The organism is Beggiatoa leptomitoformis (genome assembly GCF_001305575.3).
GTDB classification, from domain to species: domain Bacteria; phylum Pseudomonadota; class Gammaproteobacteria; order Beggiatoales; family Beggiatoaceae; genus Beggiatoa; species Beggiatoa leptomitoformis.
In genome coordinates, this window is sequence record NZ_CP012373.2 from 1,988,248 (window position 1) to 2,005,580 (window position 17,333).

Consider the following 17,333-nt stretch of genomic DNA (forward strand, 5'->3'; position numbering starts at 1 on the left):
CTCTATCCTCTAAATGTTCGCCCAATTTTTCCATCATTCCCCCTTATCTCCCCTATACTGGCACTGGTGGCTCATCATTGCCATCCTCTGGTTTATCACGCGCTTACCGCTACCATGGCAACTGATTATCGGGCGACAAATTGGCTATTGTCTCTATTTGCTTGCATCGCGTCGTCGTCATATTGCAACTATCAACATCAACCTATGTTTCCCTGAACGCAGTGATAGCGAACGTCTTACACTCGTTAAAGAAAGTTTTTTTGTACTGGGCGAAGGCTTGCTAGAACTCCTCTCCGCATGGTGGATGCCCACCAATCGCCTCAAAGTACAATGGCATGTTATTGGCGAAGAACACGTCATAAAAGCCCTTGAACGCAACAAAGGCATAATTTTATTAAGCGCGCACTTTACCGCCCTAGAAATGGGGGGGCGTTATGTCACCACACGCTTTCCTAAACAAATACATGCTATTTACCGACACCACCGAAATCCTGTTTTAGAATACGTCACTCATTACAGCCGCGAAAAACACGCTGAAAAAGCCATTCGTCGTGATGCCGTGCGCGAAATGCTTCGTAGTTTAAAAGCAAATAAAATTCTTTGGTTAGCCACAGACCAAAACTTTGGACATAAAAACAGCGTATTTGCCAATTTCTTCGGCATTCCCACTGCTACCAATACGGTTGTTAGCCGTTTGGCAGGATTTAGCGATTCTGTCATCATCCCTTTTTTTACCCAACGACTCCCCAACCAACAAGGCTACAAAATTATTTACTTACCCCCCCTAGATAATTTTCCCAGCGGAGACTATTTAACCGATACCAATCGCTTAAATAAAATCATTGAAAACCAAATACGTGAAGTGCCAGAACAATATTTATGGACACACCGACGCTTTAAAGACCGCCCAGCGGGAGAAAAATCATTTTATGACGCATAACACACTATTTGCAGAAAAACACAACCTGCGTATGATCACCCCATTCACCTCCAACCGTAGATAGGAATTGTCGTGACTGATTTTGATGGGCAAGTGTGGGCAGCACAAGATGATGACAACGTACAATTTATTTGCATCAGCAAACGGGTTAAAAACAAAATCCAAGCTGTGAACGAAAAAGGACGCGATACGCGCGTCTCTGAAGAAAAATTACTCTGGCAATATCACAGTGATGTCCGCGACCTGAATGAATGGCAAAATCTCGCCTTCAATCTCCAAACCATTATTGATAGCCTCCGCAGTCAAATCGACATCGCACTACTCTGGGAAACTGCGCTCGACATGCAGTTGACGGATATCAATGACATCGCAGAACTTTATTTTGGGGGAGATGTTACCGCTGAACACTTTGTTGCTATTTGGCGCGTATTAGCTGATGACCGTTTATACTTCAAACGACGTGGCAAAGTCTGGGAAGCCCGCACCACCGAACAAATCACCGAATTAAAACTACAACGTGAACGCGAACAAGCCCGAGCTAAAGCCCAATTACTCGCCAACGAATGGCTAAAAAATGCGGCTTATCAAGACAGTGCAACCGTCACACCTGAAATATTACCCTTCATAGAACGCCTAGAATGCTGGTTACGTGGCGATACCGACAAAGACATAAGCGAACTTATTGAACGTATTGCAGAATCTGCCCGTTTAAATTCCCGCGAATTGGCTTTTGAAGTGCTACAAAAAAGCGGACGCTTACCCGCCAATGCTGACCGTGATGTCATCGTTGCAGGCTTAAAACCCGAATTTTCGACAACAGTCAACGAAGCCGCTCAAGCTATCACACATTGGAATCCCCCAGCAGAACAAAAAATTACCGACGTTTTTTTCAGCATTGATGACGAAGAAACGCGCGAAGTTGACGACGCATTAACCATTGAAACAGATGGCGACAACTGGAAAATCACCATTGCAATTGCTGACCCCTCTGTCGTTATCCATCGCGGAGATGTCTTAGACCGCGAAGCCATGCGCCGTGGCACAACGGTTTATTTACCCACTCAAACCGTTCTAATGCTCCCCGAAAGCGTTTCTTGCAACATCGCAAGCCTTGCACCACAACAAGTCCGCTCCGCTATCCTACTGCGTGCATGGCTAGACAAAGATGCAAATCTAATAAACAGCAGTATTAGTCGAGAACCGATTATCGTCCGCCGTCGCCTCCACTACAGCGACGCAGACAAAATGCTTGCCAGTACAGAAACCGACAACGACACCCTTGCTTTACAACAACTCTTAAACATCGCCAAACAACGTCAAGCCCAACGCTTAGCGGAAGGTGCGTTTAATTTACAACGTCCTGAATTAAAAATTAAAGTTTCCAACGGGCAAGTTTCTGTAGAAATTTTAGATAAAGACTCACCCAGTCGCCTGCTTGTTGCAGAAATGATGATTCTAGCAAACCATATTGCTGCAAAATACGCACAACATCATCAAGTGCCGATTATCTACCGTACACAAGAATCTCCATTAGAACCCATTACGCCCGAATTATTAGCAGAACCATTAGGTTTTTATCGCGTACGTAAATTATTACGTCCTTCAAGTTTATCGCTACAACCCGCAGGACACAGCGGACTAGGCTTATCAGCCTACACACAATTAACATCGCCACTCCGTCGTTTTGCCGATTTAGTTATGCAACGCCAACTCGTCGCCCACATCGTTGGTGAGCCGTTACCGTATGACCAAGATGAATTATTCAAAGTTTTAGAAACCGCCGAACGCACTTCGCGCGAATCTCGCTCGGTAGAAAATGACGCGAAAAAACGCTTTTTTATGCAGTATTTGCAAGAATCATGGAGTGAACAACCCTTTCAAGCAATGTTATTGGATACGGTAAAAGGGGGTTATAAAGTTGAGATGCGCCCATGGGGCATTGATGGCTTTTTAGGCGGAAATGACCGTTTAGAATTGGGTCAGGTGGTTACTGTGATGGTGGATAAAATACGGGTTCGGGATGGGTATGCAAGGTTGAAGGTGGTATAAAAGTTAAGGCAGTGTAGGATATATTGTACACTGCTTTTAATTCCTAAATTCTGGTTTTAAAAAAGAAATATCGTTTTCCTTTAGCGTTTTCCATTCAGCTTCATTTTCTAAATCAGAAGGGAGTAAATTTTCGTATAAATCAGAAAGGGATAAAGCTTCGTAGATAAATAGCCAAAACTCATCAATATTAATCTTCTTCTTATTCTGATTATTCTGATTCGTAGTCACAACAATAAAGCTTTTCGCCAAATCTTTATATTCCATAGCCTTACCAACACTAAACTTTTTGTCATATAAATAGGCAAGAAGCATGAATATGCAATCGTTGCTCTCTTCAGCAAAGTTATATAACTTTTGCTCTGCATTTAATTTAAAGTTATTTTTTATTGCAAAATAAATAGCATAACTTACTGCTTCATATTGTCTATTTGCAGAAGCAATTTTAAATAAATTATCGGCAATTGATTTAATATCCTTCTGTTCTATCTCATGAGCTAAAAAAATATCTTTTTCCAAAATGCGTACTAAATAAGGATAAAGTAGTACCAAGTGATGAATTCTTTTTACATAGAATTCTTTAGCATTTATTGTCATTTTTTTATTTGCTAAAGTTTTAGTAACATAGTTAATAACGGCTAAATTATCACCACTACATTGCATCAATTCTATTGCAATATCTAAATATATTCTGACTTCTTTGAAGTTTAACTTATCTGGTAAAATCAAGCTATTAAGTCTTGTTATCCAATGCTCATTAGATGCTAAAGGCAATGGTAAAATCTCTGTTTTTTTATAATTAAGCGATAAGCTAAATTCTTTTAGTGTAGCGGCAAGAGATAATAAAAACTTTTCTGCCTCCTCGTATGATTGTGCATAAAAAGCATAGTCATCAATATTTCTAATATAATAAAAGCCATCGCTAGTCATAATATTATCTATTGAAGTTAAAATGATTTCAGAAAGAATATTTGACGCATCAGGACCTATTAAAATTCCATGGGTTTCTGCATCTTTCAAATTTCTAGCAAATTTATCTATTTTATTATAATAAAGATTATTACTGTTTTTATTTTGTTTAGCTATATCTTTACCAACAAGTGCCCAAGGAATGGAATGTGTATAAAAACTTGGAAAGCAGTTAGAAATATCAGCTTTCACAAGATATTTCTTACCTATTGATAAATCAAATTCAGGAGAGCTATCTACCTGAAAATTTTTATAACTCATTTTAAATAATCTATCTTCATTTTTTAGTTTTCTAATATGTATCCTGCTTATTTTAAAAGGGTTATTTTCCGTTTTCTCTTTGAAGCGTTCCTTAATCTCTTCCCAAGATTGAGATAAGACATTGCATAAATTCCAGTATGCCATTGGATGAGGAATTGCAAGAACTCTGGGAATACTAATATTTCTCATACTTTCGTATTGGATAAATTTTCTTTCTTTTATTGTCTCAAAAAAAGCCTCATTGTTTAAATTTTGGCAAAAATCATAAAAAGGTTTTGAGGTAAGAATAGGCGGAATGCTTTCATGAAATAAACCATATCCTACTAAACCCTCTAACAATTCCTCTTTAGTAATTTCATCCATCAACTCATAATAACTCTTGTTCATTGTATTGATTTCCGTAAAATAACCTGCTTAAATCCAAACTCCGCTTATTAAATTTAGAATACGAATATTCATTTTTTTACAGAATATAATTTTTAGATACTTCTACAGCAAGAAGGTGAAACATGCAAGCATTTGGGATTTCCGCATTTGTTCTGTCCATTATAGGCATTTTCGTTCCCGTCATTGGTTATTTTATGGCAGGGTTATCGGGTTTATTAGCGTTTTTTTCTGCTGGAAAAGGAACAACGCTTGGTTTGTCTGCGGTAATTATCAACATAGTAAATATCTTGTTCTTATCACCGAGTCTAATTTTGGCTGCATCTGATAAACACGCCATAAATCCGACGCACCAGACTCAAGCGAAAATAATCTTTGCAACTTTATTGTTAATACAAATTATTGCGTTGATGATTTTTGCAATAAAACAATTATTTTTCAAAAAATAACGGATTAAATAGCCCGCATAAGGCGGGTATATTTGATGTGCGTTTTCACGCCATAATACACTAATTTTTATAAATTATTTTTAACAGTATGCTATACGCTAACATAATCTATATTTACCTTTCTCCCACTTTAATACTCATTTATCTCCAATAAAACGCTAAACAGCTTCATGAGCATTAGAGCCTGTCATCAAATAAGAAGGGTTAAAGGTTCAAGCTAAAAGAATCAAGGTAGAAGCCAAATAAACCCCACTTAAGAAATTCCTAGCGCGTTTATCATATCGTGTAGCTATTGCACGATATTGCTTTAATTTACCAAAGAAATGCTCGATTAAATAACGTGCCTTATAAAGAGCTTTATCATAATCAGGTGGATTTAAACGATTTTTCCTGAACGGAATCACAGGTTCTATGCCTTGCTGTTTTAAAACATCTCTAACCCGTTCATCTGCATCATAAGCCTTATCAGCCAATAAAGCGTTTGCCTTTATCTGAGGAATAAGAGCATCAGCCCCTTCAAGGTCGCTTGCCTGTCCCGCAGTCAAAAAAAAAGGGTCGGATTGCCCAGTGCGTCAACAACGGAGTTAATCTTGGTACTTAAACCCCCTGCGCTACGTCCAATGGCTTCATCTGCGCCACCACCACTACTATGTTGATGCGCTCTAACTATTGTGCTGTCTATCATGGCATATTCATTATCGGCATCGGCACTTAGTATCTTGAAAACACGTTCCCAGACACCTTTCTTAGACCAACGACTGAAGCGGGTATGGACGACACGGAAATCACCAAAGCGTTCGGGGAGGTCGCGCCAAGGAATGCCACTGCGATAACGGAATAGAACAGCATCAATAAACAAGCGGTTATCTTTAGCCGTCATCCCGACATGTCCTTTACGCCCAGGGAGTAGCGGTTCTAGTTTTGACCATTGTTCATCGGTTAAGGCATAGCGACGACTCATTGTTTTATCCTTGGCGATATCTGGGTATATGATTATAATATAACATTTTTTACTATTTGATGACACGCCCTAACGTGGTACACAACTATTTCACCAAACCCATTTTGTTTTTGCCCAACTAATGCAGTCTTAAAATTGGCTGTTCCATTGTTTCTAAACGTAACCAAACGACGGCAGGGATACGTTGCCCATCTACTTGTAATCGTTTGATTAAATCCCGTGCTGCTGCACAAATAACCCGTTGTTGTTCTGCACCAAATAACGTCATTGCTGCTCGTAATACATTATTGTCTTCTGACAGTAATGTCGGCACGATGCTGGCTTCATCAATGGGAGATTCGGGATGTAATAGATGCGCTATTAGTGCGTGTTCTAATAAGCTGAAATGTAATTGACGAGCAACCATTTCTTTTTCTAGTTCTTTCAAGGTTTCTGGGTCTTGAAGACCGCTGGCGTTGATGGATTCTACAATCAATTGGCTGAGTTTCATCAGCGCATTTTTTTCCATCGCATAATCTTTTCCGCCTAAGCCTGCACAGTGTTCATAAAGGCTGTCAATTTTTGTGCGTAAGCGGAGGATTACATCTGCTTCTACTTCGGATTGTAGTGTAGCAACTTCTTCTAAAAGGCTTTGAAACTGATTTGCAAATTTAATTTGTTCTGCTTCATCGCGTTCTTGAGCAAGGTCAACTTCTGTTTGAGTAACTTCATGTTCCCGCAGTTCGGCAAACAGGGGATTTTGATATTGGCGTTGTAAATCCCGTTCCCAACAGCCCGGACGTTGACTAAAACGAACTTCCATTGTGGTATCCCCCTTTTGTAAATTTAAGATTTTTAGATTAATGACATATTACTTAAATCCATTTGTACTCATTGTTTACGCAATACGCTATTAATGACTAATAGCATAGCAAAACGTGTCCAAACTGCGATAATCACTCCCCATTGTAGCCAGATAGGATATTGTTGGCGAAAAAATTTGCGGTAGTATCGTACCATCCCACGATGTTTGTACCAGAGAACACGGATAGGGTGGCGACGACTACACGCGCCTTTGATGTGCAGTACTTCAATGGTTGGAACAAAGAGGATAATCCAGCCCGCTTGGCGAAAACGCATAAACCAGTCTAAATCTTCGCAGTGGAGAAAATAGGCTTCGTCCATTGTTCCGACTTGTTCCATTGCTTGACGGCGCACAAACATGCACGCGCCAGAAATGCCTTCCATCGGAACCGCTGTTGTTGGCATGGCTTCTTGGGTTAAGACGAAACTTTTAAATCGTGGATTGTTGGGAAAGAATTTGTCTAAGTGCAGAACCCGTACAACTGACCGCCAAGGGCTGGGTGTACCACGCCGACTGCCTGCTTGCTCTGTGCCGTCGGGGTTGCGAACCAGCGCGCCTGCCATCCCTGCTTCTGGATGGGTATCAAGCGTTTGACAGAAACGGTGCAGGGTATTTGGTTGGATAATGCAGTCGGGGTTAAGAAATAGTAGGTATTGTCCATGCGTTTGTGGAAGCGGACGGTTTGAGGCTTTGGCAAAGCCTTCATTTTGTGTATTTTGTAGAATTTGCACCCGTTTATCTGTGCCAACCGCTGTGCGTAGGGTAGCAAGGCTTGTGTCATCTGAGGCGTTATCGACAACAAATATTTCAAACTCAACTTGTTGCGAGGATAGTGCAGATAACACACAGCGGGTGAGTAAGTCACCACCGTTGTAGTTGACGATAATGACAGAGACAAAAGGTGCAGTTGTAGAGGATAAAACGGTAGTATCCGACAAGGCGTAGGCTCTTTAGGAGATGAGTGGCGTTGGTTAGCGTTTCATGGAGTCAAAGAATTCAGCATTGTTTTTAGTCAGTTTTAGTCTATCCATGAGGAATTCCATCGCGGCAATGTTGTCCATCGGGTGTAGGAGTTTGCGAAGTATCCACGTTTTTTGTAGGTCTTCTGCACTTACTAGTAGTTCTTCACGGCGTGTGCCTGAGCGATTGATATTGATGGCAGGATAAATGCGTTTTTCGGCAATTTCGCGGTCTAAATGTAGTTCGTTATTGCCTGTACCTTTGAATTCTTCATAAATCACGTCGTCCATCCGTGAGCCTGTGTCGACGAGCGCAGTAGCGATGATGGTTAAACTGCCGCCTTCTTCTATATTGCGTGCTGCACCAAAAAAGCGTTTGGGACGTTGCAGTGCATTGGCATCTACACCACCTGTAAGGACTTTACCAGAGGAAGGCACAATGGTGTTGTAGGCACGGGCTAAACGGGTAATGGAGTCTAGTAAAATAACAACATCGCGTTTGTGTTCAACCAATCGCTTGGCTTTTTCAATAACCATTTCAGCAACTTGTACGTGACGGGTTGCAGGTTCGTCAAAGGTACTGGAGACGACTTCGCCTTTAACCGAGCGCATCATTTCGGTAACTTCTTCAGGGCGTTCATCAATCAATAATACGATGAGGTAGCATTCTGGGTGATTGATAGCGATGGAATGGGCAATACTTTGTAGCATCATAGTTTTCCCTGATTTTGGTGAGGAAACTATCATGCCGCGTTGTCCTTTGCCGATAGGGGCGATGAGGTCTATGATGCGGGGGGTTACATCTTCGGTACTGCCGTTACCAAGTTCTAGGCGGAAGCGATCATTGGCAAATAAGGGGGTAAGATTTTCAAATAGAACTTTATTTTTAGCTTGTTCAGGGGCTTCAAAGTTAATTTCACTTACTTTTAACAGGGCAAAATAACGTTCACCTTCTTTGGGCGGGCGAATTTTACCTGAGACGGTGTCGCCTGTATGGAGATTAAAACGACGAATTTGGCTGGGGGAAACGTAAATATCATCAGGACCCGCTAAATAAGAGCTATCGGCGGAGCGCAAAAATCCAAAACCGTCTTGTAGAATTTCGAGTACACCATCACCAAAAATATCTTCGCCTTTTTTGGCATGGGCTTTGAGGAGGGCAAAGATTATATCTTGCTTACGGGCGCGGGCTGTCCCCTCTAGTCCCAAATCCTGCGCCATTTGGATAAGTTCACTAGCATTTTTTTTCTTAAGTTCGGTTAGATTCATAATTGTATGTAGGGTAGAGATGTGTTGCAGGAATGATTAAGAACGGTTTTGGTGGAGATTGCTTAGGGGTCGCGGATGATACATTGTAGTCAACAAGGCATCAGTGCGGAAAACACGGGCTAACGGTCAAGCATAGTGATGAGTTCGCTAACAATCTGTTATGAATAGCTGTGATTAAAGATGAGTAACTTTTCAGTTTATAAGAAAACTATCGCCCGTTTTGGTATCGTGCGCTGGTGAGGGGATTAAAACGGGCTGGGTTTTATGAACAACGAAAATATATTGTTAGAATATGCTTTATGACTACGATGTAGTGCGTTGCACACTGTAGTTGTAAAGACTAACACGTGAATCACGTTTCGTCTAGTTTTTCATCACACAAAACGTGGCACACAAGCGCGATTGATATTGATTAAAGATTGCTATCAAGAAAAGCCGTTAATTGTGATCTAGAAATCGCACCGACCTTTGTGGCTTCTACATTTCCGCCTTTAAATAACATTAGCGTCGGAATACCACGAATGCCATATTTTGGGGGCGTTTCAGGATTGTTATCAATATTCAATTTGACAATTTTCAATTTACTTTTATATTCAATGGCAATTTCTTCTATGATGGGTGCAATCATTTTGCATGGACCACACCACTCAGCCCAATAGTCAACCAATACGGGTGATTCTGCATTTAACACTTCATCAGCAAAGGTGACATCGTTGATTTCAATTATATTATCGCTCATTTGCGAGACACTCCAAAGAATGAAAATAAACAATTGTATAATAACACAAGAATAGTTAAGTTAAACTTTATTTAATCTAACAGTTCGGTATGTAGATAAATGGGGGTAGGCGGTAAGAATTCTCAAGGGTCAACTTAACTGAAGATACTCGGATTGTACGGATATTTTTACGGATTGGTTGCATTATTTTTTCACAATTCTCTTGCTAACAGTATAGATGAATAATAGATGGGACTGAATAAGCAGGGAATAATAGTTTTTTATTTGGACAATAATTTATGTTTATTCCACATTTTGCTCTATGGGCATAATTAATACTTTATAATTAGTTTGTTATAAAATAATAAAACCATTACAAAGGAGTCTTTAATGCAAATTCAAGGAAATACCGCCATTGTTACAGGCGCAGGCTCGGGGATGGGAGCGGCTACTGCACGGGCTTTGGCACAGGCTGGCGCGAAAGTCGCCTTGTTAGATATTAATCACGCGGCAGCCCAACAGGTTGCTGATGAAATTGGTGGCATTGCGATTCATTGTGATGTAAGTAGTGCTGACAGTGCTGTTTATGCCATTCAACAAGCACGTGAGGCATTTGGTGTAGCACGAATTTGTGTTAATTGTGCAGGGATTTTACTGGCAGCACGGATTGTTGGCAAAACTGGCGCGCTTCCCTTAGAAACATTTAGTCGTGTGATTAATATTAATTTGGTGGGTACTTTTAATATCATGCGTTTGGTTGCCGCTAATTTGATGGAAACCGAAGCCATTAATGCAAGTGGTGAGCGCGGGATAATTATTAATACGGCCTCTGTCGCTGCCTTTGAAGGACAAATCGGACAAGCGGCTTATAGCGCGTCTAAAGGGGGAGTTGTTTCGTTAGGTTTACCTGCCGCGCGTGAATTTGCCAAATTTGGCATACGGGTCATGACTATTGCGCCCGGTTTGGTGGAAACACCAATGCTCGGTTCGTTATCGGAAGAGGCTCAAGCTAGCTTGGCTGCGTCTGTACCGTTTCCTGCGCGTTTATGCCGTCCTGATGAATACGCAAGTTTAGCATTATGTATCATACAAAATGAGATGTTAAACGGTGAGGTCATCCGTTTAGATGGTGCAATTCGCTTGCAAATTAAATAAGTTAATATCAGTTATATAAATTGTTTTTTTCAGTGAAGCGTATAGTGAGTCTGTTCGCGATACGCTTCGCGCATATTCATTTTTTAGTCTGCAAAAAATCGGATTCAATTTTACCTGTTAGGGCATTGATTTTTATATTTGCCTTTATTTCTGCATAACTTAAAACAATCTCTCCGCCGCTGCTTCCACCCTCAGGATAAAAAACAATCTCATACATATTTTTATCTTTAGCAGTAATTTCTCCCCCCCATTGTAATTTTGCGCCACGACTTACCCAACTACTTGGTTTATAAGTTTTTTCATCCTGTCCTTCCTCCGTTCCTTCATAAAAAGTGACAACTTTGGATGTTCCCTCGACAATTGCAGAACGTCGTGCGTAATTTAATACAGCAATTGCTTCACGCAATTGGGCTTGTAGAAAAGTCGCTTTACCCGAATTTAAATTCGGAATCACAATTGATGCAGCTAATGCAATAATCGCCATAACAAGAAGAATTTCAAATAAGGTAAAACCAGATTGGTGTGTTACAAAAAGTGGCTTTGGCATAACGGCTTGATAAAAAAGTTAATTAGGTGAGTATTACTATAATCTGATAAAGTATCATTTTTTATGGAAAGCATACAGATTATTCGCTGTATTTATACCCTTTTAGTTATCATTTATATAAAAAATTGGTATGGTACACAATATTTGGCATAGGCTTTACCTGTTCAATAAACTTGAATAAAGCACAAAACCGCTTAAACTGTTGGTCTCGTTTTAGCCTATCTTTACTACTCCTTTTTTCTTATTTGTCTTTAGAGTTCATTCTGTTATGGCATTGCGCGATTACTATCAAATTTTAGAAATTACCCCTGATGCTGATCAGGAAGAGGTGAAACGTGCTTATCGACGGTTGGCACAAAAATATCACCCCGATCGTAGTACGGAAGCAAATGCAAAACAGCACTTCCTAGCGGTACAAGAAGCATACGATACCCTAAAAGACCCTGAACAACGTATTGAATATAATCGTAGTCGTAAAGTTATTAGACCCTATAGTTTTGCATGGTTTCGCAGTCAATTGAATGCGTGGCGACGAGCGCGCGCAAATGATTATGCCCTTAAATCAGCCCAACAACGCGCTTATGCACAAGAAGATAGCGATACTATCGAACCAACCGAGTTGATTGTTGGTATTGTATTATTTTTATTGGGTTTAGTTTGTGGTATTTGGTTACATTCCTTATTTTCTACTGAATCATCATCAGCCAGTGTTACCAGTATCACCGTACCATCACCACCTTCTGATAATAAAAATATAGCAACACAACAAGCATTAAATTATCAGGTTGCGATTTTTTTTATAGAACACGCCTCACCCCCTGATATGTTAGGCACGTTAGAGCAGTTGAATGGAACATTACAAACCGATGTTTTTAATGATGCTAACGTTAAAACTGCATTATTAAGCTATTATGATAAACATCCCGCTACGACTCATGAACAAGCATTACAGATATTAACTAAATTACAAGTTAAATATCCGCAAGATAAGTTAATTACTGAACGATTGCAAAGGGTCGCAACCGTTGCCATTGAACCTGAAAAACCCTCACAACATAGTATTTCAGCAATCCCCGAATCAGCAGCAAGTCTTGACGAGAAAACAACAACAACGCCATTACCTTTAACCGTTACCGATGATTTATTGCCTGAAGATTCATCTAGTTTAACCGTTTCGCTGAATATATTTCCTACAAAAGAACCCGCTACACCATCGCCTGCTGTTGAATCGACATCCCTATTACCATCAAGCCCTTCACAAACAACAGGGGTTGATATTGCCCAGCGTTTGAGTGTGTGTCGAACACGTATTAATGAACAGCGTTTAACGTATGGAGAAGACAGTGCTTTATTATGTTATCGGGAAATATTGCGTATAGACCCCAATAACCCCGCTGCACAAGCAGGGATAGCTAACTTAAAAAATAGCTTTTTATCGCGTTTTGACACCGTGTTAAATGAACAACGTGTTGATAAAGCGAAATCATATATCAGAAGTTTAGAGCGCATTGATTCTCGCCTACCTGTGCTTAAAGAGTTACGTTTAAAAGTTATTGAATTAGAAAATAAAATTCGTGCAGCTCCTTTATTATTTTCTACAACGGCAAACAGATGTACAGAACTTTTCTACAAACTATCCGTAAATGGGAGTGGGACCTTATCACCTGAAGAAGATAGCTATTTTAAGAAAAACTGCTAGTGTGTATTGATATATTTATCGCAATAAATCAATTATCTGCACTGTTAAATAAGACAGGCTTGCGATGATTAATACAAACCTATTATTTTTAGGAGCATTGATAATGCGGATTTCTCGTTTAAGTTATCTCTTTATATTTACCAGTTATTTATTATTAAGTGCTTGTCAAACAGTACCTATTGCGCCGCTACAAACAATGGATTATCCGATTAGTTTTGAAGCCGCCATTCAAACACTAACCAACCATTTATTACAAAATGTAGCAACGACTTATCCAGCGCGTCAGGGTTTAATCGTTTTAGACCCTTTTATTGATGCTAAAAGTGGTGATGTATTAAAAATCAGTCGTGAAATTGAAACCGTTATGATTGCGGAAGGAAAAAAATATTTCCCACAGTTTTCTTTAATCCGTTTAACCCCCACAGAATTACGTCGTGCAAACTACGTTTTAAATGGCACGATTGATTTACAAAACTATTCAATAAAAACGGACGAAGAGACTCAGGGGGAAAAATATTATCGTCTATCTGCCAGTGTTATTGATTTGAGTACAGGATTGATTATTGCTAATGCACATAGCTGGATTGCTGAGGCAGACATCGACTATTCCCGAACACCTTTATATGAAGAAAGTCCTACCTTTCTTAAAGATAAGCGCGTACAAAGCCAAATTACAACGACTGAATCTCCCACAGGGAAAAATGCGGATGACGAATATTACGACAGCCTAGATACTAACGCCTTGTTAGTAGAAGCAGAAACCGCTTATGAAGCGAATGACTACGTAAAATCACGTACCTTGTTTAATAAAGCCGCCGAGCGAACTGACGGGCAGGTAATGAAAACCTATTTAGGTTTATATGAATCCACACGACAAGGCGGTTCAACACTTGAGCCAGCAGCAGAAACAGCCTTTACAAAGCTGCTCACACTCAGCATACAAGAAACCAAAAGTTTAAATATTCGTTTTCTCTTTGAAGTCAATTCAACCGCATTTATTAATAACACAAAAATTCGTCAACAATATGCCGATTGGCTACGTATGATTAGTCATTTCTTACAACAAAATGACTATTGCTTTCATATTGTTGGACATAGCAGTAAAACAGGTAAACAAGATTACAACCTAAAATTATCCTTGCAACGCGCAGAAAGTGTGCGCCATTTGCTTGCCACCGACACACCCGATTTATTAAATAAATCAAAGGCGATTGGTAAAGGATTTGCTGAAAATCTGGTGGGTACAGGAACTGATGATGCGCATGATGCAATTGACCGACGAGTTGAATTTATGATGATTGATTGCAGTAAACTCACGGCAGAGTAACAGGCTTTACAAGTTTCTTCTTTCGCTTCTATACTCGTTTCGTCTGTTATAAAAAAAGAGGGCTATGCTGAGTTTTATCAGTTGGTCCTCCATAAAATAAATATTTACCACCATCAAAAGAGAATACTTTTATGTTTTATCGTTTTATGGCTGTCGTTCCATTCTTATTTTGCGCCTCTGCTAGTCACGCAAATGATTATCCCACCCTCGATAAAGTAAGTTATGTATTTGAATGTATGGCATTACATGGCGGAGAAAGTTACGAAAACATGTATCAATGTGCCTGCGTCATTGACAATATTGCAGAAAACATGGTTTATCAAGAATATACTGAAGCAGATACGCTCATTCGTCTTTCACAAGCACGGGGAGAGCGTGCCGCATTACTGCGGGATTCACCACAAAGTAAAGTATTACGAAAAAAACTGACTGATATTAAAGCCAGTGCAGAAAAACGTTGTTTTATCCCCAAAGTTGCCCTTCCTGCGGAAAAATCAGCCCCACAATGATTATTTTAGTAACGCCATGATATCCATCTTACTTATTTTTAGTTTTTAAATTCAATGGCATAAGACGGGTATTGCTCACCCTACAAAAATACTTTACCCCGCATGAAAATAACTATTTCCCCCATGTTCCCCCATGTTTTTCTCGTTCCCACGCTCCTGCGTGGGAATGCCTATTGCGTCGCTCTAGCGGCGCGGATGCTTGAGAAGCGTGGGAACGAGTTCGCTGGTGCAGATTTGTAACCTGCAGCGTAACATTTCAGCTTATTCTGACGTTCTCAAATGTTCCAGTCGGGATTACAAACCCCGACCAGTTAGGGTTATGCGCTTTAAATCGAGACCTGCTAGGTCTTAACAAAAATGCGTTACCCCGCATGGAAATAACTATTTCCACCATTTTTTTAGTTTATCGATGATGGTTTGCGGTTTTTCAGGTTCTTCAATAATGGGTTCAGCTTTAGGCTTTGGTGCTGTTTTAGGCTGTTGCATTTCATTGAGGAGTTTTTGGTAATTTTGATAACCTATTTCATAGTCTGAATGTTCTGCCCCAGTGATGGGTTCAGCTTTAGGCTGTTGCATTTTATTGAGAATTATTTGGTAATTGTGATAAGCCGTTTTATAGTCTGGATGTTCTTCCCCTAGTTTTTTCTTAATAATTTCAATAGCCTGTTGCAACAAAGGTAAAGCCTGTGCGTAGTCGCCTTGGGCTTCATACAGCGTAGCAAGATTATTAAGGCTATGAGCCGTATGAGGATGTTCAGCCCCTAAGACTTTTTCATCAATGGCTAATGCCTGTTGCAACAAAGGCAAAGCCTGTGCGTAGTCGCCTTGGTCTTGATACAGCATGGCAAGATTATTAAGGCTACTAGCCGTATGAGGATGTTCAGTCCCTAAGACTTTTTCACGAATGGCTAATGCCCGTTGCAACAAAGGTAAAGCCTGTGCGTAGTCGCCTTGGGCTTGATACAGTCCAGCAAGATTATTAAGGCTCTGAGCCGTATGAGGATGTTCAGTCCCTAAGACTTTTTCATCAATGGCTAATGCCCGTTGCAACAAAGGTAAAGCCTGTGCGTAGTCGCCTTGGGCTTGATACAGTCCAGCAAGATTATTAAGGCTCTGAGCCGTATGAGGATGTTCAGTCCCTAAGACTTTTTCATCAATGGCTAATGTCCGTTGTGACAAAGGTAAAGCCTGTGCGTAGTCGCCTTGGTCTTGATACAGCAAAGCAAGACCGTTCAAACTCTGGGCAATTTCTAAATGATTCGGATTATCTGCATATAATTTCTCTCGCCACTGCAAAGCAGGTGCTAGATATTCTTGTGCTTGAGAATAATGACCCGCTTGACGTAAAGCCTCGCCCGCACCGTATAAACAAGTGCTATATAACGCTCTAAATAAGCGAGTTTCCGAACGGGTTAAATCATTTTTATACGGGGGAACGGGTAAGACTTCAGAGGCTTTGTGCCATTCCCATGCAGATTTTTCATAATACCCTTGATAGTCAAATAGTTCTGCGCGAGCGGCATGTAATCGATAAAGAATATACCAAAAATCTGGGTGTAATTCGCGCAGTGATGAACTTGTCAATAATTCAATTGCCCGCTCCATGATGTCGGGGAATTGTTGATAATTCCCATCATTCGCGGCTTGTGTTAAAGCTGTATGCAATTGTTGAATAATAGGTTGTGCTTTTATTGACTCGGGGAGATTAGCAAATAATTCTTCAATTTGTTGCGTATGAGTTAAATACGCCTCAACTTCACGTTGAACTAACAACAGTCGTTGTGTCTCGTTAAGTTTTTGTGTGGCACAATCTCGCGCAATACGCTGTAACACTTGGTCAGCAATAATAAAATTTTCTAATAAAGCGTTGTGCGTATCAACAGCAACGCCATTGATAATAATGTTCCGTCCCGCCTGCTGAATCGTAATATTACTATCTGAAACCCCTTCAATATGGATGTTACCAACGGTTTTATCGTTCATCACTGTGCCTATTTGCGATTAATAACAATATCACGACCTGCTTGTTGAATATTCACATTGCCAGCGACGGATTGTATCGAGACATTGCCAAAATGCGTTGTTGGCTCGTTGCCGCCACTATCTGCACTTCCACGCGACGCTAAGGCTTGTTTTATTTCCTCTATTTGTTTCCCTAATGCGAATTTTTGTGCGGCACTGGTTTCTAACACAAACGCTTTTTCTAAAAAAACCAATTTTTCCTGTAATAATGCGGCAACCTCGTCCATCATATCCCCCGTGTTTAGAATGAGTGCTAAATATCATAACGATTTTA

At 40.2% G+C, this 17,333-nt stretch carries 16 protein-coding genes; 7 read left to right on the forward strand and 9 right to left on the reverse strand.

Annotation, left to right across the window (positions count from 1 at the left end; translation table 11 throughout):
* Window positions 1-13 precede the first annotated feature (13 nt).
* Complete coding sequence (gene lpxL, locus AL038_RS08345) at window positions 14-940, forward strand: LpxL/LpxP family Kdo(2)-lipid IV(A) lauroyl/palmitoleoyl acyltransferase (RefSeq protein WP_062151669.1); 927 nt, start codon at window positions 14-16, stop codon at window positions 938-940.
* Window positions 941-1,012: 72 nt separating this feature from the next.
* The gene (locus tag AL038_RS08350; RefSeq protein WP_062151672.1) at window positions 1,013-2,989 is read left to right on the forward strand and encodes a ribonuclease catalytic domain-containing protein; all 1,977 of its coding nucleotides are present in this window, start codon (window positions 1,013-1,015) and stop codon (window positions 2,987-2,989) included.
* 36 nt (window positions 2,990-3,025) lie between these two features.
* Here AL038_RS08350 and AL038_RS08355 read toward each other — a convergent pair whose 3' ends face one another.
* Window positions 3,026-4,603, reverse strand: coding sequence for an RNA-directed DNA polymerase (locus tag AL038_RS08355; RefSeq protein WP_062151675.1), 1,578 nt, complete (start codon window positions 4,601-4,603; stop codon window positions 3,026-3,028).
* Window positions 4,604-4,725: 122 nt separating this feature from the next.
* Between AL038_RS08355 and AL038_RS08360 the strand changes: the two genes are divergently transcribed.
* Window positions 4,726-5,049, forward strand: a complete 324-nt coding sequence (locus AL038_RS08360) for a hypothetical protein (RefSeq protein ID WP_062151678.1) — start codon at window positions 4,726-4,728, stop codon at window positions 5,047-5,049.
* Window positions 5,050-5,261: 212 nt separating this feature from the next.
* Here AL038_RS08360 and AL038_RS08365 read toward each other — a convergent pair.
* The 5 genes from AL038_RS08365 to trxA all read right to left on the reverse strand — a co-directional run bounded on the left by AL038_RS08365 (window position 5,262) and on the right by trxA (window position 9,821).
* Window positions 5,262-6,010 (reverse strand): IS5 family transposase gene (locus AL038_RS08365; RefSeq protein WP_201800089.1). Its coding sequence is split into 2 segments (ribosomal slippage): window positions 5,262-5,596 and window positions 5,596-6,010, totalling 750 coding nucleotides; the frame shifts between segments, so codons are not numbered across the junction.
* Between the two features lie 118 nt (window positions 6,011-6,128).
* Window positions 6,129-6,812 carry a hypothetical protein gene (locus tag AL038_RS08370; RefSeq protein ID WP_062151681.1) on the reverse strand — a complete coding sequence of 228 codons (684 nt, stop codon included), beginning with the start codon at window positions 6,810-6,812 and terminating at the stop codon, window positions 6,129-6,131.
* 68 nt (window positions 6,813-6,880) lie between these two features.
* Entirely contained in the window at window positions 6,881-7,792 is a 912-nt protein-coding gene (locus AL038_RS08375; RefSeq protein WP_062151683.1) for a glycosyltransferase family 2 protein, read from the reverse strand.
* A 33-nt stretch (window positions 7,793-7,825) separates the two neighbouring features.
* Window positions 7,826-9,082 (reverse strand): transcription termination factor Rho, encoded by a 1,257-nt coding sequence (gene rho, locus AL038_RS08380; RefSeq protein ID WP_062151686.1) that lies wholly within the window; start codon window positions 9,080-9,082, stop codon window positions 7,826-7,828.
* Window positions 9,083-9,494: 412 nt separating this feature from the next.
* Entirely contained in the window at window positions 9,495-9,821 is a 327-nt protein-coding gene (trxA, locus tag AL038_RS08385) for a thioredoxin TrxA (protein WP_062151689.1), read from the reverse strand.
* Between the two features lie 369 nt (window positions 9,822-10,190).
* Between trxA and AL038_RS08390 the strand changes: the two genes are divergently transcribed.
* On the forward strand, window positions 10,191-10,955 hold the full coding sequence (locus AL038_RS08390; RefSeq protein WP_062151690.1) for an SDR family NAD(P)-dependent oxidoreductase: 765 nt from the start codon (window positions 10,191-10,193) through the stop codon (window positions 10,953-10,955).
* Window positions 10,956-11,031: 76 nt separating this feature from the next.
* On the opposite strand, the gene AL038_RS08395 is transcribed toward AL038_RS08390, so the two are convergent.
* A complete protein-coding gene (locus AL038_RS08395) occupies window positions 11,032-11,502 on the reverse strand; it encodes a prepilin-type N-terminal cleavage/methylation domain-containing protein (RefSeq protein WP_062151693.1) in 471 nt (156 codons plus the stop codon).
* A gap of 268 nt (window positions 11,503-11,770) precedes the next feature.
* Between AL038_RS08395 and AL038_RS08400 the strand changes: the two genes are divergently transcribed.
* From AL038_RS08400 to AL038_RS08410, 3 genes are all read left to right on the forward strand, one after another.
* Window positions 11,771-13,201, forward strand: coding sequence for a J domain-containing protein (locus AL038_RS08400; protein WP_062151696.1), 1,431 nt, complete (start codon window positions 11,771-11,773; stop codon window positions 13,199-13,201).
* A 103-nt stretch (window positions 13,202-13,304) separates the two neighbouring features.
* Window positions 13,305-14,528 carry an OmpA family protein gene (locus tag AL038_RS08405; RefSeq protein ID WP_161575454.1) on the forward strand — a complete coding sequence of 408 codons (1,224 nt, stop codon included), beginning with the start codon at window positions 13,305-13,307 and terminating at the stop codon, window positions 14,526-14,528.
* A 131-nt stretch (window positions 14,529-14,659) separates the two neighbouring features.
* The gene (locus tag AL038_RS08410) at window positions 14,660-15,037 is read left to right on the forward strand and encodes a hypothetical protein (RefSeq protein WP_062151702.1); all 378 of its coding nucleotides are present in this window, start codon (window positions 14,660-14,662) and stop codon (window positions 15,035-15,037) included.
* Window positions 15,038-15,418: 381 nt separating this feature from the next.
* Here AL038_RS08410 and AL038_RS08415 read toward each other — a convergent pair whose 3' ends face one another.
* Window positions 15,419-17,020, reverse strand: coding sequence for a tetratricopeptide repeat protein (locus AL038_RS08415; protein WP_062151705.1), 1,602 nt, complete (start codon window positions 17,018-17,020; stop codon window positions 15,419-15,421).
* 8 nt (window positions 17,021-17,028) lie between these two features.
* Window positions 17,029-17,289, reverse strand: coding sequence for a hypothetical protein (locus AL038_RS08420; RefSeq protein WP_145917076.1), 261 nt, complete (start codon window positions 17,287-17,289; stop codon window positions 17,029-17,031).
* Window positions 17,290-17,333 lie beyond the last annotated feature (44 nt).